The following is a 22,629-nucleotide window of genomic DNA, read 5'->3' as shown; positions in this document are numbered from 1 at the left end:
CGCGCTCACCCTCCCGCAACCAGCTCGTGAGCAAGCATTAACCGGTCCGTATCGCCGACTTGACCGCTTTCGGGGTCGTCTCCCGCCCCGGAAATCCGGATGACAAGGCCGCGCGGGTCGGCGATCATCGGTCGGCCGCACCCGCACACCGCTCACCCCGGAGGTATGTCACGTTCCGCGATCCCGAGCTGTACCACTACCGGCTGAGCTGGTCCGAGATGGACCCGGAGACCCATCCCTTCTCCTGGGACGCGGAGGAGGAGGCCGAACTGACCGCGCTGATCACTTCGTTGGCGAACGCCGCGCAGGACGGGGAGGACTCGAAGTGGCACTTCGTCGGCCAGGTCACCGAACTGCTGGTGGCCAGGTACGGCCGGTGGGCGTGTGGCTGGGACTGCTCGGTCGGCGAGGGTGGCGGCGGCGGTGTGGTCGGCAGCTGGTGCTGTGTGTCCCACTCGGTGAAGGAGCCCGGGCCGACGGCCGCCCGTGTCGTGGACTCGCTCCTGGAATGGCGCGACTGGCTGGAGGGCCTGGCCGAGCGGTTCGCCCGGCTCGCCCCACCGCCCGACGCCTCCGCCGAGGACCGCAGCTGGCATCTCGAGCGGGCGGCGACCCGGCTGGTGACCCTGGTCGTGGATCGTACGCAGGCCGAGTGCGGCTGGTACGGCACGTGCCGGAGGGTGCTCACCTGGTTCCTCACCTCGACCGGGATGTCACCGGAAGAGTCCGCACGGGCGGTCGACGCCGCGATCGGCGGCCGGTTCGCCAGTTGGACGCGGCCCCGGCAGACCCTGGTGGATTCGGTGGGCGAGGACCTGGCGGTCGGGCTGACGGACCGGAAACCGTACCGTGACTTCTGAGACATACGGAACATCCGACGCGCTGGCGACCTGGTGCCGGGTCAGACTGCGGGTCGACTGGTCCTCGGCGGTGCCCACCGAAACCGCGTCCCCCGTGCGGCCGTCCATCGACGGCCTCGCCACCTGGTACGACGGCCCGGTCCGGCGCCGCGACCCGGAGCGCGCCGACCGCCTGCTCGCGGCGCTGTCCCGCGCCCGCGCCGACGCCGCCCGGGGCGAACCGCTCACTCCCGGCCTCCTCGCCGCCTGGCAGCGGCTCGTCCTCGGCCTGCCCGAGGTGCCACCCCCGCGCGACGGCGACGCCTTCGCCAAGGGCGGCCGGGAGCGCTACGGCCTGACCCCGCGCACCTGGCCCGACTTCGCGGCCTGTCTGCGCCAGAGCACCGACCCCGCCGTCCCCCTCGCCGCCCGCGCGGCCCGGACATACCTGGACGTCGCCTTCTTCCATCCCTTCACGGACGGCAACGCCCGCCTGGCCCTGCTGGCCCTGGCCCATGTGCTGGACCTGGAGGGCGTGCGGCTGGACGAGGTCGGGCCGTTGCAGACGACCCGGTACGCGGACGACCCGGAGGGGGCGGTGGATCTGGCGGTGCTGGTGGCCGTGCTCATGCGTGCCACGCGCCGCCGGGCGACGGCGAGTTGAGGCCGGCTACCGGAGGCGGTGGTGGAGGCGGGCCAGGAGGAGGTTCGGGTCGCGCTGGGTGACGAACGCCGTGCTGGGCACGTAGACGGTCCGGTCCTGCACGGCCACGGAGGACGGGTTGGACAGGCCGTCCCGCTCGGTGAGGACGACGGTGTGGCCGCCGTCCGGGCGCACCACGGCCACCTGGCTGCCGGCGCTCACCGCCGCGAGGACGGTGCTCCCGTGGCCGACGAAGGTGAAGTCGTCGATTCCCTCCAGCCCGGTCGCCCGGGTCTCGATCGCGTCCGCGGAGCCGTCGTCGCGGACGGGGATGCGCAGCAGCGTCCCCCGGTCGGTGTTGGTCACCCACACGGCGTCGCGGTGGACCTTGATGCCGTTCGCGCCGAAGGCTCCGGCGTTGGCCGCTTCGAGGGCGCCCGCCCTGGCCCAGGCCGTGGGCTCGCCGCCGTTCAACGGCACGCGCCAGACCTTGCCCAGCGCCGAGTCGGCGGCGTACAGCACGTTGCGGCGCTCGTCGAGGGCGAGGCCGTTGGGGAACCCGTTCGGCGAAAGCTGCGCGATCCGCGTCGGGCCGCTGCCGTCCGCCGCGATGCGCCAGACACCGGTCGCGTCGGTGCCGGTGGCGTAGACGACGTAGAGCGTGCCGTCGTGGGCGCGGGCGATGCCCGTGACCACCGCGTCGCGCACGATCGGGGTGTTGGGGTTCGCCACCGGGGGCAGGGTGGCGCGGATCTCGGTGTGTCCGTCCTGGGTGACATGGGCGACCTGCCGGGCCACCGCGAAGGTCAGGTACGCCGAGCCGCCGGGTTCGAGCGCGATGTTCTCCGGTGTCTGCCCCGCGGCGCGGTCGAAGTGGGCGACGATGTGGGGATCCGACACGGGCAGGTCGTTGCCCAGCGCGGGAGCTGAGGCGAGCACGCTGAGGGCGGCGGCGGCCGTGGCGGCACCGGCCAGGCGTGGGAGTCGGGGCATGGGCCTCTCCTTGGACGGGGCACGAGGCGCCGGTGTGCGGCGCCAGACGAACATGCCCGCGCGGCGGTCCCCGGCGGCGGCAGTCGTGGCCGGGAGTTCGCCCGCGTGGCCCACGACGTGGGGCCGGTTGCGGCTCCGGCGGGTGACGTGACCACCGCCCCTTCCAGCACCAGCGGCCGGCCGCGGTGCGCGTGCACCGCGGCCGGCCGGCGTCCGTGCCCCGGCTCCGGTCAGGGCCGGACGGGCTTGCCGCGTCCCCAGCCCCAGGCGAGCCGGTCGGCGCCGGACTGGTTGGTGGTGGCCAGCCAGGGCCGGGCGGGGTCGCCGGTCAGGGTCTGCAGCGAGTACGTGTCGTCGGTGCGCAGGCCCGGCCAGTAGACGGACCCCATCTTGAGCTGGCGGAAGGTGTCGGTGACCGCCTGGACGTAGTTGATGAAGTTGTTGTCCGGGGTGGGCTTGTTGTAGTCCAGGCCCGTGGTCATCGGGGCGCCGAACTCGTCGGCGACCGTCCGGCTCGCGCAGTCGCCGATGCGCACCTTGAGGTCGGACACCCACTGGTCGTAGGTGGCGTAGTCCTTCCAGAACCCGTAGTGGTGCAGCGACAGGTACGTGCCCTTCAGACGCGGGTCGGCGCAGACTGAGGTGACATGGTCGTTGTAGCCGGCGCCGCTGACGAACACCCGGTCGCGGGGGACCGACGGGTAGGTGTCCAGCCACTTCGCGGCGATGTCGGCCCAGTCGGTGTCGGTGTAGCCGTGCGGCTCGTTCATCGGCTCGAAGTAGACCCGCGAGTTGCCCTTGTAGGCCTTGACCACGGTGTCCCACATGGGCCAGAAGGTGGCGGGGTCGTCGATGAAGCCGTCCTTGCGGGCGCCCGTGCCCTCCCAGTAGGAGACGATCACCTTGAAGCCCTTGGCCGTCGCGGCGTCGATGACCCCGCGGTACGACTTCCAGTAGGGGCCGTTGACGGTGTACGGGTTGATGGGCAGCCGGACGGTGTTGGCACCGAGGTTGGCGCGGAACGCCGAGATGATCCGGCTCGCCTTGGCGTAGGTCTGGGCGTAGCTGTCGGAGAGCGACAGGCCCGACAGCACTACGGGGTCGTCGGCGAAGTTGTCGCGGGGGTCGGCCCAGTTGACGCCCTTGAACTGGGTCGTGCCCGTGCTCGGCGCGGCGGAGGCGGGGGTGCCGGTGACGGTCGTGCCGGTGATCGCGGCGATCGCGACCGCCACGAACGCGGCACGCAGCCGGGGGGTGCGGCGGGTTCGGGCCGGGGTCTTGCTCATCGACTTGCCCTTTCAGGAGATGACGGCTCGGCGCGGGGGAGTTCGCGCGGATGAGCGGCCCCGGGAGGTGTACCGGGCCGGACGGGCGGTCTCGGCTCACCGCCCTTGACGTGCTCACCCTCCACGACGGCGTGTTTACGTAAACATGACCCGGAGGGCAAGAGGTGACGGGATCTCCGCCCAGGCTGGTTCCGTGGCGATGTTTACGTAAACTCGAAGGCGTCGGAATCGTGGCATCCGCTCCAGCGGTCGTCAAGGTTTCCCACGCGTAACATCCGGTGCGACGAGGGAGGCGGGAGTGGTGGAGCGATGACCCTGAACGAACGGGACGAGCGGGTGCCCGCGCCCTTCGGCGGGGCCCGGCGGGGCGGCTCGGGCGTGCCCGGGGAGCGCCGCAAGCAGCGCGTGTCCATGGCCGATGTCGCCAAGCTCGCGGGCGTCTCGTCCCAGACGGTCTCCCGGGTCTCGAACGGCCATCCCGGGGTGATCAGTTCGACCCGGGAGCAGGTGCTCGCGGCCATGCGGGAGCTGGGCTACCGGCCCAACAGCGCCGCCCGCGCCCTGCGGTACGGCCGGTTCAACACCATCGGCGTGATCCTCTTCAGCCTGTCCTCGACGGGCAACAGCCGCACCGTGGAGGCGATCGCCACGCACGCCGCGGCCGAGGGTTACGCGATCACGCTGATCCCGATCGACGTCCCGACGCAGGACAACGTGCTGGGGGCCTTCACCCGGATGGGAGAGCTGGCCGTCGACGCCGTGATCGTCATCATGGAGATCCATCTGCTCGACACCGCCACGGTGCAACTGCCGCCCGGCGTGCACGTCGTCGTCGTGGACTCCGACGCCGGGGACCGCTACAGCGTGGTCGACACCGACCAGGCCGACGGTGCCCGGAAGGCCGTCAGGCACCTGCTCGACCTGGGCCACCGGACCGTATGGCATGTCACCGGACCCCAGACGTCCTTCGCCGGCCAGCGCCGGACCCAGGCCTGGCGCGCGGTCCTGGAGGAGGCGGGACGCCCGGTGCCGCCGCCCCTGCACGGCGACTGGTCGGCCGAGTCGGGCTATGCGGCCGGCCTCGCGCTGGCCGGGGAAGCCGACTGCACCGCGGTGTTCGCCGCCAACGACCAGATGGCCCTGGGGCTGCTGCGCGCCTTCCACGAACGCGGCCTGCGCGTCCCCGACGACATCAGCGTCGTCGGCTTCGACGACATCCCCGACGCCGCGTTCTTCGTACCGCCCCTCACCACCGTGCACCAGGACTTCGCCGAGGTGGGCCGCCGCTGCGTCCAGGGCGCCCTGCGGCAGATCCGCACCCTCGACGGCTCCCGGCCCGGAACCGATCTCGTGCCGACCAGTCTGGTGATCAGGCACAGCACGGCGGCGCCACCGGGCTGACGTGCGCATCCCCTTGCCCGCCCCTGGTCACTCTCCTACCCTGACTTTGTGCCGCTAATAAACAAAACCCGAACGCACAACGCCGTGCCGGGCACCGGCAGCCACCTCACCCGACTCCGCATCACCCTCACCGTCTTCTTCGCCCTCGACGGCTTCGTCTTCGCCGGATGGGTCGTCCGCATCCCCGCGATCAAGCACCAGACCCACGCCTCCACCGGCGCCCTGGGCCTGGCCCTCCTCGGTGTCTCCGCCGGCGCGGTGGTCACGATGATGCTCATCGGCCGGCTCTGCCGCCGCTACGGCAGCCACCCCGTCACCGTGGTCTGCGCCGTCCTGCTCTCCCTCAGCGTCGCACTGCCCCCGCTGACCCACTCGGCGCCCGCGCTCGGCGGCGTGCTGCTGCTGTTCGGAGCGGCGTACGGCGGTATCAACGTGGCCTTCAACAGTGCCGCCGTAGACCTGGTGGCCGCGCTGCGGCGACCGGTGATGCCCAGCTTCCACGCCGCCTTCAGCCTGGGCGGCATGCTCGGCGCGGGCCTCGGCGGGCTGGTCGCGGGCGTCCTCTCCCCCACCCGCCACCTGCTCGGCCTGTCCCTCATCGGCCTGCTGGTCACCGCGGTCGCCGGCCGCGCCCTGCTGCGTCACGAACCCCCGGCGCCACCGGACGCACCTGTCTCCGGCGACGGCACTCAGCACCGCATGGACCGCATGGACCGCATGGACCGCATGGACCGCATGGACCGCACAGACCCCACGGACCGTCGTACCCGCCGGCTCGTCGCCGTCTTCGGCCTGATCGCGCTGTGCACCGCGTACGGCGAGGGAGCCATGGCCGACTGGGGCGCGCTCCACCTCGAACAGGACCTGCACACCTCGGCCGGGGTCGCGGCGGTCGGCTACTCGTGTTTCGCGCTCGCCATGACCCTCGGCCGGCTCACGGGCACAGCCCTGCTCGAACGCCTCGGCCGCACCCCCACCGTGATCGCCGGCGGCGGCACCGCGGCGGCCGGAATGCTGCTCGGCTCACTCGCCCCCGCCACCTGGGCGGCCCTGATCGGCTTCGCCGTCACCGGTCTCGGACTCGCCAACCTCTTCCCCGTCGCCGTGGAACGCGCCGGCGCCCTGACCGGCCCCTCCGGCGTCGCCACCGCCTCCACCCTCGGCTACGGCGGCATGCTCCTCGGGCCGCCCGCGATCGGCTTCATGGCGGACTGGTCCTCGCTGCCCGTCGCGCTCACGAGTGTGGCGGTGCTGGCGGGACTGGCGGCGGTGATCGGTGTCTTCACGCACCGGGTGACCGTGGGCTGACGGCACGCCGGTTCGCGGCAGGGCAGTCGTGGGTGACGAACGCGGCCCCTGTGCGCAGCAGGCCCCTCCTAGGGAAGCGCGACGGGATCAGCCGCTGGACCGGAGGACGAGGCCCGCGATGTGTGCGGGGCGTAGAAGTGGGCGCGGACGCGGCGCAGCCATGCGTCGACGGCGGCCTCGTCGGGCCGGTCCGGCAGTACCGTGCGGGTCTCGGCGAAGGCGGTCTCGTACCTCTGGAGCAGGGGCAGTGCCGCCGAGGCGTCGGCGGCGACGCGGTCGCCGAAGTCGTGGTACTGCTGCGGGTTCTCGACGCCGATCGTCAGACGTCCGGTGGCGTAGAGCTCCAGGCCCTGGTGGCACAGCCGCTTGAGGTGGCGGGCGTGCTTGGCGGTGCGCTTGCGGGTGTCCACGGAGTCCGAGGCGTCGGCGCGGGCCTGGAGCCGCCGGAACTGCTGGGTGGCGTAGCCGAGGTAGGCGTCCCGGACCCGCTTGGCGGACAGCAGCGACGTGCGGATGCCGATCAGCTCGTCGCCGAGCGGCGTCCGCACCTCGTACAGGTCCGCCGGCAGCCACACGAGTTCCGTGACGGTCGGGTTGCCGCCGAGGGCGAGCCGGCACCACTTCGCGGCCTCGTGAAACGTGCGGTCCGGAGCCGTGGTGACGTGGGACTCCTTCGGGGTGTGCAGGCCGTGCAGGGCCTCGGTGGGCGCCGCGAACATGCCGAGGCGGTCCACGTCGGAGCCCTCGTGGGCGAGCCCGTACGCGGTCGAGCCGACGATGCCGGACAGCAGGGTGTTCGGGACGGTCACGGTCGGCCGCCTTCCTGGTGCTGGGTGATGTGGGCCCGCGCGGCGGCCGAGCCCCTTCACGGCAGCGGTGCGCGAGGCCCGCGCGTCGAAACCGGCGCCGTGGTGGTCCATTGTCCTGACGTGCGGCGGCGCGGTCACCGGGTTTTTCCTCGGCGCCGTGCGTTCGCACGCCGGAATCCCCGCGGGGAGGACGGATCACGGCATTCCCGCGCCCGCCGCCCCACCCGCGTCCGGCACACTCATCAGCATGGACACAGCCGAGTACCTTCAGTTCCTGGACCGCGAGGGCCGTTTGCTGGCCGCCGCCGCGGCCGAGGCGGGCACCGACGCCAAGGTGCCGACCTGCCCGGAGTGGCAGGTGCGGGATCTGCTGCGGCACACGGGCACGGTGCACCGCTGGGCGGCGGGGTTCGTCGCCGAGGGGCACGGTGAGCCGCGTCCGCTGGGTGACGCCCCCGACCTCGACGGCGACGCACTGGTGGCCTGGTACCGGGACAGTCACCGGCGGCTCGTCGACACGCTGGCCGCCGCGCCGCCCGACGTGGTGTGCTTCACCTTCCACTCGGCGCCCGTCGCCTCGCCGTTGGCCTTCTGGACCCGGCGGCAGGCGCACGAGACGGCCGTCCACCGCTACGACGCGGAGTCGGCGCTCGGCGGCACGGCGTCCGCGATCGCCCCGGACTTCGCCGTGGACGGCATCGACGAACTGCTGCGCGGCTTCCACGCCCGCCCCAGGAGCCGGGTCCGCACCGACGCGCCGCGCGTCCTCAGGGTGCGCGCCCTGGACGTGGAGGGGGATGCGGCGTGGACCGTACGGCTGTCCGATCAGCCACCCGTGACCAGCCGGGACGAAACCGGTGAGGCCGACGCCGAACTGGCCGGCCCCGCCGACCGGTTGTACCTCGCGCTGTGGAACCGGCTGCCCGTGCCCAGGGTGACCGGGGACGCCGCGCTCGCCGCGCTGTGGCGCGAGAAATCGACGATCTGACCTCGCCGGTCAGCCGTCCGGCTCGGTCAGCATCCGGGTCAGCACCGCGCGCTGCACGGGCAGCACCTCGCCGTGCAGCGCGCGCCCCTTCTCGGTGAGGGCCACCCGCACGCCCCGCCGGTCCTCCGCGCACATGGCCCGCTGGAGGAGGTCGTCCTTCTCCAGGCGGGCGATCAGGCGGGAGAGCGCGCTCTGGCTGAGGTGGACCCGGTCGCCGATCTCCTGTACGCGGTAGGCGCAGCCACCGTCCGCCGCGGAGCCCTCGGCGAGCAGGTCGAGGACCTCGAAGTCGCTGGCGCACAGGCCGTGTCCGTGCAGGGCGCGGTCGAGTTCGCACTGGGTGCGGGCGTGCAGCGCCAGCATGTCCCGCCACTGGTTCACGAGCTCCTGCTCGGCCTTCTTCGCCGCCATGGGCGGCACCGTAGCAGAGAAACGAATTTATTGCATCGGAATTAAATGCGTTTGCATCTCATGCGTGTGCATGTAGTGTCTTCCGCATGACCTCTCCGCTCACCACCTCCGCGTCCCAGGGGCGTTGGACTCCCCGGCTGTGGGGCACCCTGCTGGTGCTCTGCGCCGCGATGTTCCTGGACGCGCTCGACGTGTCGATGGTCGGCGTGGCCCTGCCCTCCATCGGCTCCGACCTCGACCTGTCCACGTCGACGCTGCAATGGATCGTCAGCGGCTACATCCTGGGATACGGCGGGCTGCTCCTCCTCGGCGGCCGGACCGCCGACCTGCTCGGCCGACGCCAGGTGTTCCTGGTGGCCCTGGGCGTGTTCGCGCTCGCCTCGCTGCTCGGCGGGCTCGTCGACTCCGGGCCGCTGCTGATCGCCAGCCGCTTCATCAAGGGACTGAGCGCGGCGTTCACCGCGCCCGCCGGCCTGTCCATCATCACCACGACCTTCCCCGAGGGCCCGCTGCGCAACCGCGCCCTGTCGATCTACACCACCTGCGCGGCGACCGGCTTCTCGATGGGCCTGGTGCTCTCCGGCCTGCTCACCGAGGCCAGTTGGCGGCTGACCATGCTGCTGCCCGCGCCCATCGCGCTCGCCGCCCTGCTCGCGGGCCTGAAGCTGCTGCCGCGCAGCGCACGGGAGAAGGACCACGACGGGTACGACATTCCCGGCGCCGTCATCGGCACCGCCTCGATGCTGCTGCTGGTCTTCACCGTCGTACAGGCGCCGGAGGCCGGCTGGGCGTCGGCCCGTACGCTGCTGTCCTTCCTCGCCGTCGCCGTGCTGCTGACCGTGTTCGTACTGGTGGAACGGCGCTCGCCCGGGCCGCTGATCCGGCTCGGTGTACTGCGCTCCGGCCATCAAGTGCGGGCGCAGCTCGGCGCGATGGCGTTCTTCGGCTCTTACGTCGGCTTCCAGTTCCTGGTCACGCTGTACATGCAGTCGCTGCTCGGCTGGTCCGCGCTGCACACGGCGCTCGCCTTCCTGCCCGCCGGTGCGCTGGTGGCGGTGTCCTCCACGAAGGTCGGTTCGATCGTCGACCGGTTCGGCACCCAGCGGCTGATCGCGGCGGGCTTCGCGCTGATGGTCGCCGGGTACGCGCTGTTCCTGCGCGTCGACCTCGACCCGGTGTACGCGGCGGCCATCCTGCCGTCGATGCTGCTGATCGGCGCGGCCTGCGCGCTGGTCTTCCCCTCGCTCAACATCCAGGCCACCAACGGGGTCGAGGACCACGAGCAGGGCATGGTCTCCGGACTGCTCAACACCTCGGTCCAGGTGGGCGGCGCGATCTTCCTGGCCGTCGTCACGGCGGTGGTCACCGCACACTCCCCCGCCCACGCGACCCCGCAGGCCGTACTCGACAGTTACCGGCCCGGTCTGCTCGTGGTGACGGGCATCGCCCTCGCCGGACTCCTCATCACCCTCACGGGGCTGCGCGGCCGTCGCGCCGACCAGCACACCGTGGTGGTCGCCCGGTCCGCTGTGGAGGAGGCGGGCGCGGAGCCCGTGGCAGCGGTCCGCGACTAGGTCGTGTCCAGCGTGTGCCCGGCCGGAGTTGGTTGCTCCGCCGGGCGCACGCCTGTGAGACTGGGGGGATGGACGGGTACGGGGGACGGCGGACCAGGGCCGAGCAGGACGCGATGACCGTGGAGATCGGATACGCGCTGGTCAGCGCGGTGTTCGCGGCGGCGGTCCTGTTCGGGGCGATCGGCGGGCCGGCCTTGCTCTTCGATCTGCCGCATTCGGTGTCGGCGGGGCTGCTGCGCGTGGGCTGGGCACTCGCGGTCCTGGTCTTCGTCGCCCGGACGGTGAGCGTGCTGGTGCGTTTCCAGCAGCGGGCTCAGCCCAGCCAGCCGGGCCGGACCAGCCCCGACTCGTAGGCCAGCACGACCAGTTGGGCCCGGTCGCGGGCGCCCAGCTTGACCATGGTGCGGCTCACATGGGTCTTCGCGGTGAGCGGGCTGACCACCAGGCGGCGGGCGATCTCCTCGTTGGACAGGCCGATGCCGACCAGGGCCATCACCTCTCGTTCCCGCTCGGTGAGCGCGGCGAGGGCGTCGGCCGCGGCGGGCTCCTTGGAGCGGGCCGCGAACTCGGCGATCAGGCGGCGGGTCACGCCGGGCGACAGCAGCGCGTCGCCCTGGACCACCGCCCGTACCGCGCGCAGGAGTTCGTCCGGCTCGGTGTCCTTCACCAGGAATCCGGAGGCGCCCGAGCGGATCGCCTCGAAGACGTACTCGTCCAGTTCGAAGGTGGTGAGCATGACCACCTTGACGTCCTTCAGCTCCGGGTCGCCGGTGATGCCGCGGGTCGCGGCCAGGCCGTCCAGCAGGGGCATGCGGATGTCCATCAGGACGACATCCGGGCGCAGTTCGCGCACCTCGCTGAGGGCCGCCGCGCCGTCTGCCGCCTCGCCGGCCACCTCGATGTCCGGCTGCGCGTCGAGCAGCGCCCTGAAACCGGCCCGCACCAACGACTGGTCGTCGGCGAGCAGTACCCGGATCACTGATCCTCCCTGGGGTGCAAGGGCAGTACGGCGAGCACCCGGAAGCCTCCGCCGGGGCGCGGGCCCGCCTCGATCGTGCCACCCAGCGCGGCGGCCCGCTCCCGCATTCCCGCCAGCCCGTTCCCGCTGCCGCCCGCTTCCGCGCCGGTCGCGGGCCCGTCGTCGTCGATCCGCAGCCGCAGTACGCCGCCCTCCTGCCCGAGGTGCACGCGCGCGTGCCGTGATCCCGAGTGGCGTACGACGTTGGTGAGGGCCTCCTGGACGATGCGGAAGGCGGCGAGGTCGGCGCCCGGCGGCAGGCGCGGCGGCTCGCCCTCGACCTCGACGGTGAGGCCCGCGCTCGCCGCCTGTTCCACCAGTTCCGGCAGCCGGTCCAGGCCGGGCGCGGGGGCGCGCGGGGCGTCCCCCGGAGCGCGCAGGGTGTCGAGGACCTGGCGCACCTCGCCGAGCGCCTCCTTGCTGGCGGCTTTGATGGTGGTGAGCGCCGTGCGCGCCTGCTCCGGATCGGTGTCCAGGAGCGCGAGGCCCATGCCCGCCTGCACGTTGATGACGGAGATGCTGTGCGCGAGGACGTCGTGCAGTTCGCGGGCGATGCGCAGCCGCTCCTCGTCGGCGCGCCGCCGGGCGGCCTGGGCGCGGTCGGCGCGTTCCCGGGCCCGCTGCTCGCGCCGTACCCGGCCCAGTTCCGACAGCGCGACGACGGCCAGTACCCAGGTGGCGACGACGATCTCCTGGCCGATGCCCGCTCCCCTGTCGTGCGGCGGCGGCAGCCGGCGGTACAGCCAGAGCGCGACCAGGACGTGTCCGGCCCACAGCAGCCCGATGGACGTCCAGGCGGCCCGGCGGTGCCCGGTGACGACCGCGCTGAAGCAGCTCACGGCGACGGCCAGGAAGACCGGCCCGTACGGGTAGCCGGCGACCAGGTAGACCAGGGCGGCCGACGCGGTGGCGAACGCCACGAACACCGGGTACCGCTGCCGCCACAGCAGTAGCCCCGAGGCCACGAGCAGCAGCACGCGCCCGGGGGCGTCCAGCGTCTCGCGGCCCGGCTGCTGGTGTTCCGCGAAGGTGGAGCCGATCAGTACGAAGGCGGTGATCAGCACGGTGGAACGCCAGGGCCAGTGAAGGCCGCGGGCCTCGGCGTCGTCCGGGCCGTGCCACCGCACGGGCCCGTACCGCCGTCTGCGGCCGTCCCCCCGCCGTGACCGGACGCGGCGCCCGCGCTGCTGTTCCATGACGGCCACGCTAGACGCCGCCGCCCGGGGAGAGCGTCAGCCGAGCGGGGTGATCATCCGTACTCCCCGGGGAGTACGGCGCTCGTCCCCGTACGGGGTCTAACGCAACCCCACCCCGTGTGCCAGCCCCGTCACCGCATGCCGGAAGAACGTCTCCCGGTCCTCCACCACCCGGTTGAACTGCCCGAACAGCTCGAAGCCGACCAGCCCGAAGAGCTGGGCCCAGGCCGCGACCAGCGCGACCGCCGCCTCGGGGGGAAGGCCGGGAGCGAGGTCGGCGGCCATGCGGGCGGCCTCGGGGCGCAGTTCGGCGGGGAGCGGGAGGCCGGCGAGGCCGGGGTCCTGGTGGGCGTCGCGGACGATGCCGATGAGGACGAGGCCGACGCGGGAGGCGGAGGGGACGGTGGTCTCGGGGGCGGAGTAGCCGGGGACCGGTGAGCCGTAGATCAGCGCGTACTCGTGCGGGTGGGCCAGCGCCCAGCCGCGCACCGCTTCGCAGACGGCCGTCCAGCGGGCCGCGGGCGGGGCGTCCGAGGCCGCGTCGCGGGCCTGCTCGGCGGCCTCCCCGAGGGAGTCGTAGGCGTCGATGATGAGCGCGGTCAGCAGGTCGTCGCGGCTGGGGAAGTAGCGGTAGAGCGCGGAGGAGACCATGCCGAGCTCACGGGCCACCGCGCGCAGCGAGAGCTTGGCGGCGCCGTCGGCGGCGAGCTGTCTGCGTGCCTCGTCCTTGATGGCGGCGGTGACTTCGATCCTGGCCCGCGCGCGGGCGCCCTGTGCGGTGCTCATGGACAGCAGTGTGACACGAAGACAGAGCACTGCACACAAAAGAGAGCGGTGCTCTTGCTTTGGAGCACCCATCTCCCGCACACTGGAATCAAGCGAGAGCACCGCTCTCCCAATCCGTGGGGGTCACCATGTCGTCGTCCTCGTCCGCGCCGTACTACCTCAAGGGCAGCCCGATGGCCGTCCGCCTCAACAGTGTCATCGGCTGGCTGGCCCGGCACGGCCTGAGCCTGGCCGGCACCGCGGAGATGTCGGTGCGGGGCCGCAAGAGCGGTCAGATGCAGCGCATCCCCGTCAACCCCCACACCTACGAGGGCGCGCGGTACCTCGTCTCCGCCCGCGGGCACTCGCAGTGGGTGCGCAACATGCGCGCGGCCGGCGGCGGGGAACTGCGCGTGGGACGCAGGGTCCGCGAGTTCACCGCGGTGGAGCTTCCCGACGCGGAGAAGCTCCCGGTCCTGCGGACCTACCTGGAGAAGTGGGGCTGGGAGGTCAACCAGTACTTCAAGGGGGTCACGGCCAAGTCCTCCGACGAGGAGATCACGGCGGCTGCCGCCGACCACCCCGTCTTCCGGATCACCGTCAGGAAGTGACCGAGTCCCCCTGCGCGGCGGTCCGCCGGTCCATCGCGGTCAGGGCGCGCTGGGCCATGGGATGACCGCGGACGATCTCGCCCAGGGACGTGGAGCCCTGCGTGATGTCCTTGAAGGCCTTCCAGGCGGGGCGGAAGCCGGTGAGGGCCGCGTGGAACAGGCCGGGCCGGCGCTCGAACGCGGCCAGCATCCGCTTGCCGACGCTCATCTCGACCCCGAGCCCCGCCTTGATCGCGAAGGCGTAGTTCAGGGCCTGGCGGCGGGTGTCCACGGCGTCGTGCGCCTCGGCGATCCGGACCGCCCACTCCCCCGCGAGCCGCCCCGACCGCAGGGCGAAGGAGATGCCCTCGCGGGTCCACGGCTCCAGCAGCCCGGCCGCGTCGCCGCAGACCAGCACCCGGCCGCGGGACAGCGGCGAGTCGTCGGCACGGCAGCGCGTCAGATGCCCGGAGGAGATGCTGGGCTCGAAGCCCGCCAGCCCGAGCCGGGCGACGAAGTCCTCCAAGTACCGCTTGGTGGCGGCGCCTTCGCCACGCGCCGAGATCACACCGACCGTCAGTGTGTCGCCCTTGGGGAAGACCCAGCCGTAACTGCCGGGCATCGGCCCCCAGTCGATCAGGACCCGGCCCTTCCAGTCCTCGGCGACCGTCTCCGGAACCGGGATCTCCGCCTCCAGGCCGAGGTCGACCTGCTCCAGCTTCACCCCGACGTGCGCCCCTATGCGGCTGGCGCTGCCGTCGGCGCCGACCACCGCGCGGGCGAACAGCGTCTCGCCGCCCTGCAGGACGACGGCGACGGTACGGCGGTCCGGCACCGCCGAGCCGTGCTGCTCGACCCGCGACACGGTGGCGCCCGTACGCAGTTCGGCGCCCGCCTTCTGCGCGTGCTCGACCAGCTGCTGGTCGAACTCGGGCCGGTTGATGAGGCCGAACAGCATCTGCTTGGAGCGGCGGGTACGGGTGAAGCGCCCGTTGCTGGAGAAGGTGACGGCGTGCACCCGGTCCCGGAACGGCAGCTCGAAGCCCGGCGGCAGCGCGTCGCGCGAGGGACCGATGATGCCGCCGCCGCACGTCTTGTAGCGGGGCAGCTCCGCCTTCTCCAGGAGCAGTACGCGCCGTCCCGCGACCGCCGCCGCGTAGGCGGCCGAGGCCCCCGCGGGTCCCGCGCCCACCACGACGACGTCCCACACCCGCTGCACGTCGTCCGCCGAAGAGTTCTCGCCGCTCACGATGGTCCGCTGCTCCGATCAAGCCGTCTGCCGCACCTGTCCTCCGCATCCTACGGCGGACGTCGCCGCAGGCCACTGTGGGAGGATCGGCCTCACCGGTACAACGTCGCACCCACAAGGAGCGTGCCCATGTCGTCGAATCCGCTCGCCGAGACCGTCGCCGCCCTGATGCCCAGGGCGAGGGCGGAGCTCACCGAGCTGGTGGCCTTCAGGTCGGTCGCGGACTTCGACCAGTTCCCCAGGAGCGAGAGCGAGGGCGCCGCGAACTGGGTGGCCGACGCGCTGCGGGCCGAGGGCTTCGAGGACGTGGCACTGCTGGACACCCCGGACGGCACCCAGTCGGTGTACGGGTACCTGCCGGGCCCGGAGGGTGCCAAAACGGTCCTGCTCTACGCCCACTACGACGTGCAGCCGCCGCTGGACGAGGCTGCCTGGACCACCCCGCCCTTCGAACTGACCGAGCGCGACGGCCGCTGGTACGGCCGCGGGGCCGCCGACTGCAAGGGCGGCCTGATCATGCACCTGCTGGCGCTGCGTGCGTTGAAGGCGAACGGCGGCGTCCCGGTGCACGTCAAGGTGATCGCCGAGGGCTCCGAGGAGCAGGGCACGGGCGGCTTGGAGCGGTACGCCGAGCAGCACCCCGAGCTGCTGGCCGCCGACACCATCGTGATCGGCGACGCGGGCAACTTCCGCGTCGGCCTGCCGACCGTGACCACCACCCTGCGCGGTATGACCCTGGTCCGCGTGCGGATCGACACCCTCGAGGGCAATCTGCACTCGGGCCAGTTCGGCGGCGCCGCCCCGGACGCGCTGGCCGCGCTGATCCGCGTCCTGGACTCGCTGCGCGCCGAGGACGGCTCGACCACCGTCGACGGGCTCGACCCCGAGACCGGCTGGGAGGGTCTGCAGTACGACGAGGAGCAGTTCCGCGCCGACGCCAAGGTGCTCGACGGGGTGGGGCTGATCGGCGACGGCACGGTCGCCGACCGCATCTGGGCCCGCCCGGCGGTCACCGTGCTCGGCATCGACTGCCCGCCGGTCGTCGGCGCCACCCCGTCCGTGCAGGCGAGCGCCCGCGCCCTGATCAGCCTGCGGGTGCCGCCGGGCGTCGACGCGGCCGAGGCTGGCAAGCTGCTCCAGGCCCATCTGGAGGCGCACACGCCGTGGGGCGCGCGGGTGGGCGTCGAGCAGGTCGGCCAGGGTCAGGCGTTCCGCGCCGACACCACCAGCCCGGCGTACCAGGCGATGGCCGACGCGATGGCGGTCGCCTACCCGGGCCAGGAGATGCAGTACGCCGGACAGGGCGGCTCCATCCCGCTGTGCAACACCCTCGCGGCCCTCTACCCCCGCGCGGAGATCCTGCTCATCGGGCTGAGCGAGCCGGAGGCGCAGATCCACGCCGTCAACGAGAGTGTCTCCCCCGAGGAGTTGGAGCGGCTGGCCGTGGCGGAGGCGCACTTCCTGCGCGGGTACGCGGCGGGCTGAACCGCTCTGCCCACGGCAGAAGGCCCTCGTCCACCGACAGGGGCCCTGCCTACGGTCGGCGCATGGACGTCATAGAGCTCCTCCCGCGCCTCCATCTGCTGCGCTTCCCGGTCGGCCAGGCCTATCTCTGGCGCGACGGCGACGAGTTGACACTGATCGACGCCGGGTTGGCCGGCTCCGGCAGGGCGATCGCCGACGCGGTCACGGCCCTGGGACGGGCCCCGTCGGCCGTTCGGCGGATCGTGCTGACGCACTTCCACGAGGACCACGCGGGCGGGGCGGGCGAGTTCGCGGCGCTGACCGGTGCCGAGGTGCTGGCGCACCGCCTGGACGCGCCGGCCGTCCGCGGTGAAGTCCCCGGCCCGCCACCGGTGTTGGAGGACTGGGAACGGCCGATCCACGCGGAGGCCGTACGGCACCTGCCGCGGGGCGAGCCCGTCCGGCCGGAGCACGTCACCGAACTCGCCGACGGCGACGTGCTCGACTTCGGCGGCGGCGCCCGGATCGTCCACGCCCCGGGTCACACCCACGGCAGCGTCGCCGTCCATCTGCCCGAGGCCCGCGTGCTGTTCACCGGCGACGCGGTGGCCGCGGCTCCGGGCACCGGGACGGTGATCCTCGGCGTGTTCAACCTCGACCGGGCCCAGGCCGTCGCCTCCTTCCACCGGCTGGCCGACCTCGACGCGGACGTGGCCTGCTTCGGCCACGGCGACCCGGTGACCGAGCAGGCGTCGGCCGTCCTGCGGAAAGCGGCGGACGGCTACGGCACCCCGCGCCGATCCTGACGGCACATCCACCCCCGCACGCCTCGCGGCCCAGGGGCGGCACCTCCGCCTCCCTCCGCCTGCTCGGCGCCGCAGAGCCCTTCGAGCGGCTCGCGGCGGGCGTCCGCCTCGGCAACGGCATCGGCTGCGGAGCCGTACGGATCACCGCCGGTGGCGCCGGTGCCCGTGAAACGGGGCGCCGACGACGGACTGGGCGCGGGCCGGGCGCCTCCCAGGTGCCCCGCCGCCGCACCACTGGCGGCTCCTGCCCGACCCGCCCCAGCCCTTGCCGGACAAACCGACCACGACCACGCGCGCCCCGAGAGGATCCCCCGGGCCGCCGCCGCGCCGGTCGAGCACCATGCGCCGCTCACCATGACGACCCGTACCCGGACGAGGAGTCGGGCCGCGCCGTTTCATCCGCCGGGTGGGAGCCGACCGGCCTCAGGCGCGGGCCGGGCGCCCTCGGGCGCCCCGCCGCCGCACCACCGGCGGCTCCTGCCCGACCCGCCCCAGCCCTTGCCGGACAAACCGACCACGACCGCACGCGGCCCGAGAGGATCCCCCGGGCCGCCGCCGCACCGGTCGAGCACCACGCGCCGCTCGCCGTGACGACCTCCTACCCGGACGAGGGGAGCCGACCGGCCTCAGCCGACGGGTACGCCCGCCTCCAGATAGAGCGCCGCCCCGCGCTCGCGCGCCCGCAGGGCCCACCGCAGCCGCTCGTAGCGGACGGGCGGCAGCATGTCGGCGGCCTCCTGCTCGGTGACGAAGCGCCAGTCGCGCAGCTCGGGACCCGGCAGCAGGAGCCGGCCGGTGCGGGCGGAGTCGAGCCGTCCGCCGTCGAAGAGGAACCGCAGTCCGCCGTAGCCGGGGGGTGCGGGCCGCTCCCAGTCCACGACGAGCAGCCGCGGCACGTCGTCCAGCCGTATCCCGGTCTCCTCGGTGACCTCGCGCATACCGGCCCGGGCGGGTGCCTCGCCGGGTTCGACGACTCCGCCGGGGAACTCCCAGCCGGCCTTGTAGGTGGGGTCGACCAGCAGCACCCGGTCCCGCTCGTCGAACAGCAGCACCCCGGCGGCGAGGGTCTCGGCGGTGGGCTCCGGGGTCTGCACGATGTCGCGGACCGGCACGTCCCCGCTGCCGACGGCCTCGGCCAGCCGGACGGCCGTCTCGTACGGGGTGAGGCGGCTGGTGTCGACCAGATGGGCGTCGGCGGTGAGCCACGAGGCCAGGGCGGCACGGTAGGGCTCGATGTGGTCGTACGACCACTGCCGCACCCGCAACTCGCCGTCGGGGAGGTCCGGGGGGACCTCCCGCCCGGCTATGCGCGCACGCAGGATCGTTTCGGCCGGAGCGAGGAGGACGTGCCTGACGGTGATGCGGCGGGCGGCGAGGCCGCCGAAGATCTCGTCGCGGTACTCCTGACGCAGCAGGGTCATGGGAACCACGAGGGTCCCGCCGAGCTCGGCGAGCATCGCGGCCGCGGTGTCGATCACGAGCCGTCGCCAGATCGGCAGGTCCTGGAAGTCGCCGACCTCGGTGAGGCGCTTGGGCGGGAGCAGGTACTTGAGTGCTCCGCCGATGACCTCGGGGTCGAAGAGCGTGCTGTTCGGGATCAGTTCGATCAGTTCCCGTGCGGTCGTGGTCTTCCCCGCACCGAACGCGCCGTTGATCCAGACGATCACGGACAGTTCCCCCTCTTCTGTTGGCCCCCTGTGGCTTGCCCGCTCCACACTGCCACGGAAACCACGCCCAGTAGAGGGCGTGCCCACGGCGTCGGCCAGGAGGGCGCTCAGGGGTCCCGCGGCGGCCCCGGAGGGCGCGGCGGAAACGGTTCGCAAGGGTGCTCGCGCCGCCGGTATCGTCCGAGGCCACGGCCTGCCGGAACCGGCGCGGGCCACGAGACGAAAGCGACTCCCATGAGCGGCACGCGACCGACGACCACCCTGTGGCGCCCCACCGGCCCCAAGGAGCTGGATCTGGTCCGCGAGCTGGACTGGCGGGCCTGGCCGCCCCGGCTGCCCGAGCAGCCGATCTTCTATCCGGTCCTGAACGAGGACTACGCGATCAGGATCGCCCGCGACTGGAACGTCAAGCACGACGGCGCCGGTTTCGTGACCCGCTTCGAGGTCGACTCCGAGTTCGTGAGCCGGTATCCGGTCCGGCAGGCGGGCGGCGAGACCATCCTGGAGCTCTGGGTGCCCGCCGGGGAGCTGGACGAGTTCAACGCCCACCTCGTCGGCACGATCCAGGTGGTCCACGAGTTCCGGTGATCCAGGGTCCCACCCGGGGCCGCCGCGCAGATGAAGGATCCCGCCGAGGCCTGGCCCGGCGTCAGACGCCCGCCGCGGTCGGGTCGGGCCTCCGGGCCAGCGCCGCCGCGGCGGCGCCCACCAGCCCGGCGTCCGTGCCCATCTGCGCGGGGGTCACGGTCAGCCGCCGGACGAAGGACAGCGTGGCGTAGTCGGCGAGCGCCTCGCGCAGCGGCGCGAAGAGGATGTCGCCCGCCTTGCCCACGCCTCCGCCGATCACCGCGACATCGATCTCGACGAGGTTCGCGGTCGCCGCGATCCCGGCCGCCAGGGCCTGCGCGGCACGTTCGAAGGAGGCCACGGCGACCGGGTCACCGGCGCGGGCGGCGGCGGCGACCGCGGCGGCGGAGGTGTCGCCGTCCGGACCGGGCCGCCAGCCGTTCTCGAACGCGCGCCGGGCGATGTTCGGACCGCTCGCGATGCGCTCCACGCAGCCGCGCGAACCGCACGGGCACGCGTCGCCGTCGAGGTCGACGCTGATGTGGCCGATGTGGCCCGCGTTCCCGGTCGGGCCGGGATGCAGCCGCCCGTTCAGGACCAGGCCGCCGCCGACGCCCGTGGAGACCACCATGCACAGCGCGTTGTCGTGGCCCCGGGCGGCGCCCTGCCAGTGCTCGGCGGCGGTGATCGCCACGCCGTCGCCGATCAGCTCCACGGGCAGGTCTCCACCCACCGCCCGCACCCGCTCCACCAGCGGGAAGTCCCGCCACCCCGGCACGTTCACCGGGCTCACCGTGCCGGTGGAGGCGTTCACGGGCCCCGCGCTGCCGATACCGAGGGCGCCCGCGCGTATCCACAGGGGCGACCCCGTCAGGTCACCGAGCACCCCCTCCACGGCCCGCATGACGGTCTCGCCGTCCTCCTGCGCGGGCGTCGCGCGCTGCGCTCGGACCAGGATCGCGCCGTGGGCGTCCACCAGCGCTCCGGCGATCTTGGTGCCGCCGATGTCGAGCGCGGCCACTAGGTCGGTGTGCATGAGTGTCGGATCTCCGTCAGCCGTGCGGGAAAGGGCCGGCCGGTCGCGGTGGGGGCGCGGGCCGTGGATTGCGGTGGACAGTCTCCCCCGCAGCTGACAACGTTGTCCAGGCTCTATGCTCGACGCCACATCCTCATACAACCCCATGGACCGACGCACCACCCCCGTGGACCACAGGGACGACAGGACAGGACAGCGCATCGTGCCCGAGACCATCCGCCGTGGAGACAGCCTCTCCGGGACCCGCTACGGCAACCGTCCGACCATGAAGGACGTGGCGGCACGGGCCGGTGTCGGCCTGAAGACGGTCTCCCGTGTGGTCAACGGCGAGCCCGGGGTCACCCCCGACACGGAACGCCGTGTCCAGGAGGCCATCGACGCGCTGGGCTTCCGCCGCAACGACAGCGCCCGGGTGCTGCGCAAGGGCCGCACGGCCAGCATAGGCCTGGTCCTGGAGGACCTCGCCGACCCGTTCTACGGCCCGCTCAGCCGCGCGGTGGAGGAGGTGGCGCGGACCCACGGCGCGCTGCTGATCAACGGCTCCAGCGCGGAGGACCCGGAGCGTGAGCAGGAACTGGCGCTGGCGCTGTGCGCGCGGCGTGTGGACGGGCTGGTGGTCATCCCGGCCGGGGACGACCACCGGTATCTGGAGCCGGAGATCAGGGCGGGCGTGGCGACCGTCTTCGTGGACCGCCCGGCCGGCCGGATCGACGCCGACGTCGTGCTGTCCGACAACTTCGGCGGCGCCCGGGACGGCGTCGCCCACCTCATCGCCCACGGCCACCGCCGGATCGGGTTCATCGGCGACATGCCCCGCATCCACACCGCGGCCGAGCGGCTGCGCGGCTATCGGGCGGCCATGGAGGACGCGGGGATACCCGTGGCGGAGCCCTGGATGTCCCTGGGCGCCACCGATCCGCGGCGGGTCCGCCGGGCCGCCGAGGAGATGCTCACCGGCCCCTCCCCCGTCACCGCCGTCTTCGCGGGCAACAACCGGGTGACGGTGACCGTGATCCGCGTCCTGGCCGAACAGTCCCGCCGGGTCGCCCTGGTCGGCTTCGACGACTTCGAGCTCGCCGACCTGCTCCAGCCGGGTATCACGGTCGTCGCCCAGGATTCCGCCGCCCTGGGCCGTACCGCCGCCGAACGTCTCTTCGGCCAGCTGGACGGCACCCTCGTCACCCCGGAGCGCATCGAGCTGCCGACCCGGCTGATCACCCGCGGCTCGGGCGAGCTGCCGCCGGCGGACTGAGCGGCGGATGGCGGGCCTCACCCTGGAGGAACTCGGTCTCGCCGAGGCGCCGCGCGACCATCCGCTGAGCTATCCGGGCGCCTGGCCCGCCGACTCCGGGCTGCTGCACGGAGACCGGATGCTGCCGCTGGACCGCCTGGTGTACGAGGACCGGACGCCGGTCGTGGCGATCGGCTCCAACGCCTGCCCCGGGCAACTGCGGCACAAGCTGGCGGAGTTCGGTGTCGGCACCGCCCTGCCGATGGTGAAGGCGCGGGTGACCGGACTCGACGTGGGCGTCTCCGCGCACGTCAGCCGCATGGGCTACGTCTCCGCCTCCCCCGTCGGCGCACCGCGCACGTCACGGGAGCTGTTCGTCATCTGGTTGGACGCGCGGCAGCTGGCCGTGATCGACGCCAGTGAGGGCGTGCCCCTGCCGCACGGCAACTACCACCGCGCCTGGCTGCCCGCGCCGGACGTGCGCGTCGAACTGCCGGACGGCTCGACGCTGCCCGGCGCGTACGCCTACGTCAACCGGCACGGTGTCCTGCACGACGGCACGGGTGCGCCCCGCGGGCATCCGGGGCAGCGGGCGCTGCTCACCGAACTCCTGGTGGGATCGGCCGAGTTGCGTGAACTGTTCGGTGTCACGCCCGAGCAGTTCAGCGCGCGGGCGCGGGCCGACCCCCAGCTGTGCGCGCGGGGCACGCGGCTGTTCGCCGAGCGCAAGTGGGTGACGCCGTCCGGACTCGAACGGTACGTCCCCGGAGGCGGCCCCCGCTGACGTA

At 73.1% G+C, this 22,629-nt stretch carries 23 protein-coding genes; 13 read left to right on the top strand and 10 right to left on the bottom strand.

All coding sequences use genetic code 11. The features are described 5' to 3' along the window. The first annotated feature begins 59 nt into the window (after window positions 1-59). A complete protein-coding gene (locus ACZ7L0_RS21510) occupies window positions 60-860 on the top strand; it encodes a hypothetical protein (RefSeq protein ID WP_471244095.1) in 801 nt (266 codons plus the stop codon). Beyond that, entirely contained in the window at window positions 850-1,503 is a 654-nt protein-coding gene (locus tag ACZ7L0_RS21505) for a Fic family protein (RefSeq protein ID WP_471244094.1), read from the top strand. The genes ACZ7L0_RS21510 and ACZ7L0_RS21505 overlap by 11 nt, the downstream gene beginning before the upstream one ends. Window positions 1,504-1,509: 6 nt before the next feature. Here ACZ7L0_RS21505 and ACZ7L0_RS21500 read toward each other — a convergent pair whose 3' ends face one another. Together ACZ7L0_RS21500 and ACZ7L0_RS21495 are read right to left on the bottom strand one after the other, a co-directional pair. Beyond that, window positions 1,510-2,475: a hypothetical protein gene (locus tag ACZ7L0_RS21500; protein WP_471244093.1), complete on the bottom strand. Its 966-nt coding sequence runs from the start codon at window positions 2,473-2,475 to the stop codon at window positions 1,510-1,512. 230 nt (window positions 2,476-2,705) lie between these two features. Then, window positions 2,706-3,761 (bottom strand): glycoside hydrolase family 5 protein, encoded by a 1,056-nt coding sequence (locus tag ACZ7L0_RS21495; RefSeq protein ID WP_471244092.1) that lies wholly within the window; start codon window positions 3,759-3,761, stop codon window positions 2,706-2,708. Between the two features lie 309 nt (window positions 3,762-4,070). Between ACZ7L0_RS21495 and ACZ7L0_RS21490 the strand changes: the two genes are divergently transcribed. Together ACZ7L0_RS21490 and ACZ7L0_RS21485 are read left to right on the top strand one after the other, a co-directional pair. Further along, the gene (locus ACZ7L0_RS21490) at window positions 4,071-5,162 is read left to right on the top strand and encodes a LacI family DNA-binding transcriptional regulator (RefSeq protein ID WP_471244091.1); all 1,092 of its coding nucleotides are present in this window, start codon (window positions 4,071-4,073) and stop codon (window positions 5,160-5,162) included. Between the two features lie 84 nt (window positions 5,163-5,246). Beyond that, complete coding sequence (locus ACZ7L0_RS21485) at window positions 5,247-6,470, top strand: MFS transporter (RefSeq protein WP_471244090.1); 1,224 nt, start codon at window positions 5,247-5,249, stop codon at window positions 6,468-6,470. A 68-nt stretch (window positions 6,471-6,538) separates the two neighbouring features. Here the strand turns inward: ACZ7L0_RS21485 and ACZ7L0_RS21480 are convergent, their stop codons facing one another. Next, window positions 6,539-7,279 carry a nucleotidyltransferase domain-containing protein gene (locus ACZ7L0_RS21480; protein WP_471244089.1) on the bottom strand — a complete coding sequence of 247 codons (741 nt, stop codon included), beginning with the start codon at window positions 7,277-7,279 and terminating at the stop codon, window positions 6,539-6,541. 247 nt (window positions 7,280-7,526) lie between these two features. Between ACZ7L0_RS21480 and ACZ7L0_RS21475 the strand changes: the two genes are divergently transcribed. Beyond that, window positions 7,527-8,267 (top strand): maleylpyruvate isomerase family mycothiol-dependent enzyme, encoded by a 741-nt coding sequence (locus tag ACZ7L0_RS21475; RefSeq protein WP_471244088.1) that lies wholly within the window; start codon window positions 7,527-7,529, stop codon window positions 8,265-8,267. A 9-nt stretch (window positions 8,268-8,276) separates the two neighbouring features. On the opposite strand, the gene ACZ7L0_RS21470 is transcribed toward ACZ7L0_RS21475, so the two are convergent. Next, a complete protein-coding gene (locus ACZ7L0_RS21470) occupies window positions 8,277-8,678 on the bottom strand; it encodes a MarR family winged helix-turn-helix transcriptional regulator (protein ID WP_471244087.1) in 402 nt (133 codons plus the stop codon). Between the two features lie 86 nt (window positions 8,679-8,764). Here ACZ7L0_RS21470 and ACZ7L0_RS21465 point away from each other — a divergent pair, with 86 nt between their 5' ends. Then, complete coding sequence (locus ACZ7L0_RS21465; protein ID WP_471244086.1) at window positions 8,765-10,252, top strand: MFS transporter; 1,488 nt, start codon at window positions 8,765-8,767, stop codon at window positions 10,250-10,252. 68 nt (window positions 10,253-10,320) lie between these two features. After that, window positions 10,321-10,605, top strand: a complete 285-nt coding sequence (locus tag ACZ7L0_RS21460) for a DUF6332 family protein (protein ID WP_471244085.1) — start codon at window positions 10,321-10,323, stop codon at window positions 10,603-10,605. Here ACZ7L0_RS21460 and ACZ7L0_RS21455 read toward each other — a convergent pair. The 3 genes from ACZ7L0_RS21455 to ACZ7L0_RS21445 all read right to left on the bottom strand — a co-directional run bounded on the left by ACZ7L0_RS21455 (window position 10,566) and on the right by ACZ7L0_RS21445 (window position 13,252). Beyond that, the gene (locus tag ACZ7L0_RS21455; protein WP_471244084.1) at window positions 10,566-11,231 is read right to left on the bottom strand and encodes a response regulator transcription factor; all 666 of its coding nucleotides are present in this window, start codon (window positions 11,229-11,231) and stop codon (window positions 10,566-10,568) included. The two genes, ACZ7L0_RS21460 and ACZ7L0_RS21455, sit on opposite strands and share 40 nt — an antisense overlap. Further along, on the bottom strand, window positions 11,228-12,466 hold the full coding sequence (locus tag ACZ7L0_RS21450) for a sensor histidine kinase (protein WP_471244083.1): 1,239 nt from the start codon (window positions 12,464-12,466) through the stop codon (window positions 11,228-11,230). The genes ACZ7L0_RS21455 and ACZ7L0_RS21450 overlap by 4 nt, the downstream gene beginning before the upstream one ends. A gap of 99 nt (window positions 12,467-12,565) precedes the next feature. After that, window positions 12,566-13,252, bottom strand: coding sequence for a TetR/AcrR family transcriptional regulator (locus ACZ7L0_RS21445; RefSeq protein ID WP_471244082.1), 687 nt, complete (start codon window positions 13,250-13,252; stop codon window positions 12,566-12,568). A 128-nt stretch (window positions 13,253-13,380) separates the two neighbouring features. On the opposite strand from ACZ7L0_RS21445, the gene ACZ7L0_RS21440 reads away from it, so the two are divergent. Then, window positions 13,381-13,842: a nitroreductase family deazaflavin-dependent oxidoreductase gene (locus ACZ7L0_RS21440; RefSeq protein WP_471244081.1), complete on the top strand. Its 462-nt coding sequence runs from the start codon at window positions 13,381-13,383 to the stop codon at window positions 13,840-13,842. Here the strand turns inward: ACZ7L0_RS21440 and ACZ7L0_RS21435 are convergent. Beyond that, a complete protein-coding gene (locus ACZ7L0_RS21435) occupies window positions 13,832-15,070 on the bottom strand; it encodes a geranylgeranyl reductase family protein (RefSeq protein ID WP_471244080.1) in 1,239 nt (412 codons plus the stop codon). The two genes, ACZ7L0_RS21440 and ACZ7L0_RS21435, sit on opposite strands and share 11 nt — an antisense overlap. Before the next feature lie 129 nt (window positions 15,071-15,199). On the opposite strand from ACZ7L0_RS21435, the gene ACZ7L0_RS21430 reads away from it, so the two are divergent. Both ACZ7L0_RS21430 and ACZ7L0_RS21425 read left to right on the top strand, forming a co-directional pair. Further along, window positions 15,200-16,555: a M20/M25/M40 family metallo-hydrolase gene (locus ACZ7L0_RS21430; RefSeq protein ID WP_471244079.1), complete on the top strand. Its 1,356-nt coding sequence runs from the start codon at window positions 15,200-15,202 to the stop codon at window positions 16,553-16,555. 62 nt (window positions 16,556-16,617) lie between these two features. Further along, window positions 16,618-17,340 carry an MBL fold metallo-hydrolase gene (locus tag ACZ7L0_RS21425; RefSeq protein WP_471244078.1) on the top strand — a complete coding sequence of 241 codons (723 nt, stop codon included), beginning with the start codon at window positions 16,618-16,620 and terminating at the stop codon, window positions 17,338-17,340. Window positions 17,341-17,966: 626 nt separating this feature from the next. On the opposite strand, the gene ACZ7L0_RS21420 is transcribed toward ACZ7L0_RS21425, so the two are convergent. After that, window positions 17,967-19,007 (bottom strand): NUDIX hydrolase, encoded by a 1,041-nt coding sequence (locus tag ACZ7L0_RS21420; RefSeq protein ID WP_471244077.1) that lies wholly within the window; start codon window positions 19,005-19,007, stop codon window positions 17,967-17,969. Between the two features lie 234 nt (window positions 19,008-19,241). Here ACZ7L0_RS21420 and ACZ7L0_RS21415 point away from each other — a divergent pair, with 234 nt between their 5' ends. Continuing rightward, window positions 19,242-19,595: a hypothetical protein gene (locus ACZ7L0_RS21415; protein ID WP_471244076.1), complete on the top strand. Its 354-nt coding sequence runs from the start codon at window positions 19,242-19,244 to the stop codon at window positions 19,593-19,595. 61 nt (window positions 19,596-19,656) lie between these two features. Here ACZ7L0_RS21415 and ACZ7L0_RS21410 read toward each other — a convergent pair whose 3' ends face one another. After that, the gene (locus ACZ7L0_RS21410; protein ID WP_471244075.1) at window positions 19,657-20,610 is read right to left on the bottom strand and encodes an ROK family protein; all 954 of its coding nucleotides are present in this window, start codon (window positions 20,608-20,610) and stop codon (window positions 19,657-19,659) included. 145 nt (window positions 20,611-20,755) lie between these two features. Between ACZ7L0_RS21410 and ACZ7L0_RS21405 the strand changes: the two genes are divergently transcribed. Further along, window positions 20,756-21,862 (top strand): LacI family DNA-binding transcriptional regulator, encoded by a 1,107-nt coding sequence (locus tag ACZ7L0_RS21405; protein WP_471244074.1) that lies wholly within the window; start codon window positions 20,756-20,758, stop codon window positions 21,860-21,862. Between the two features lie 7 nt (window positions 21,863-21,869). Further along, a complete protein-coding gene (locus ACZ7L0_RS21400; protein WP_471244073.1) occupies window positions 21,870-22,625 on the top strand; it encodes a hypothetical protein in 756 nt (251 codons plus the stop codon). Window positions 22,626-22,629 lie beyond the last annotated feature (4 nt).

The organism is Streptomyces sp. NPDC039424 (assembly GCF_055639495.1).
The sequence above is the reverse complement of the archived record's forward strand: the minus strand, read 5'-3'. Positions and strand labels throughout refer to the sequence as shown.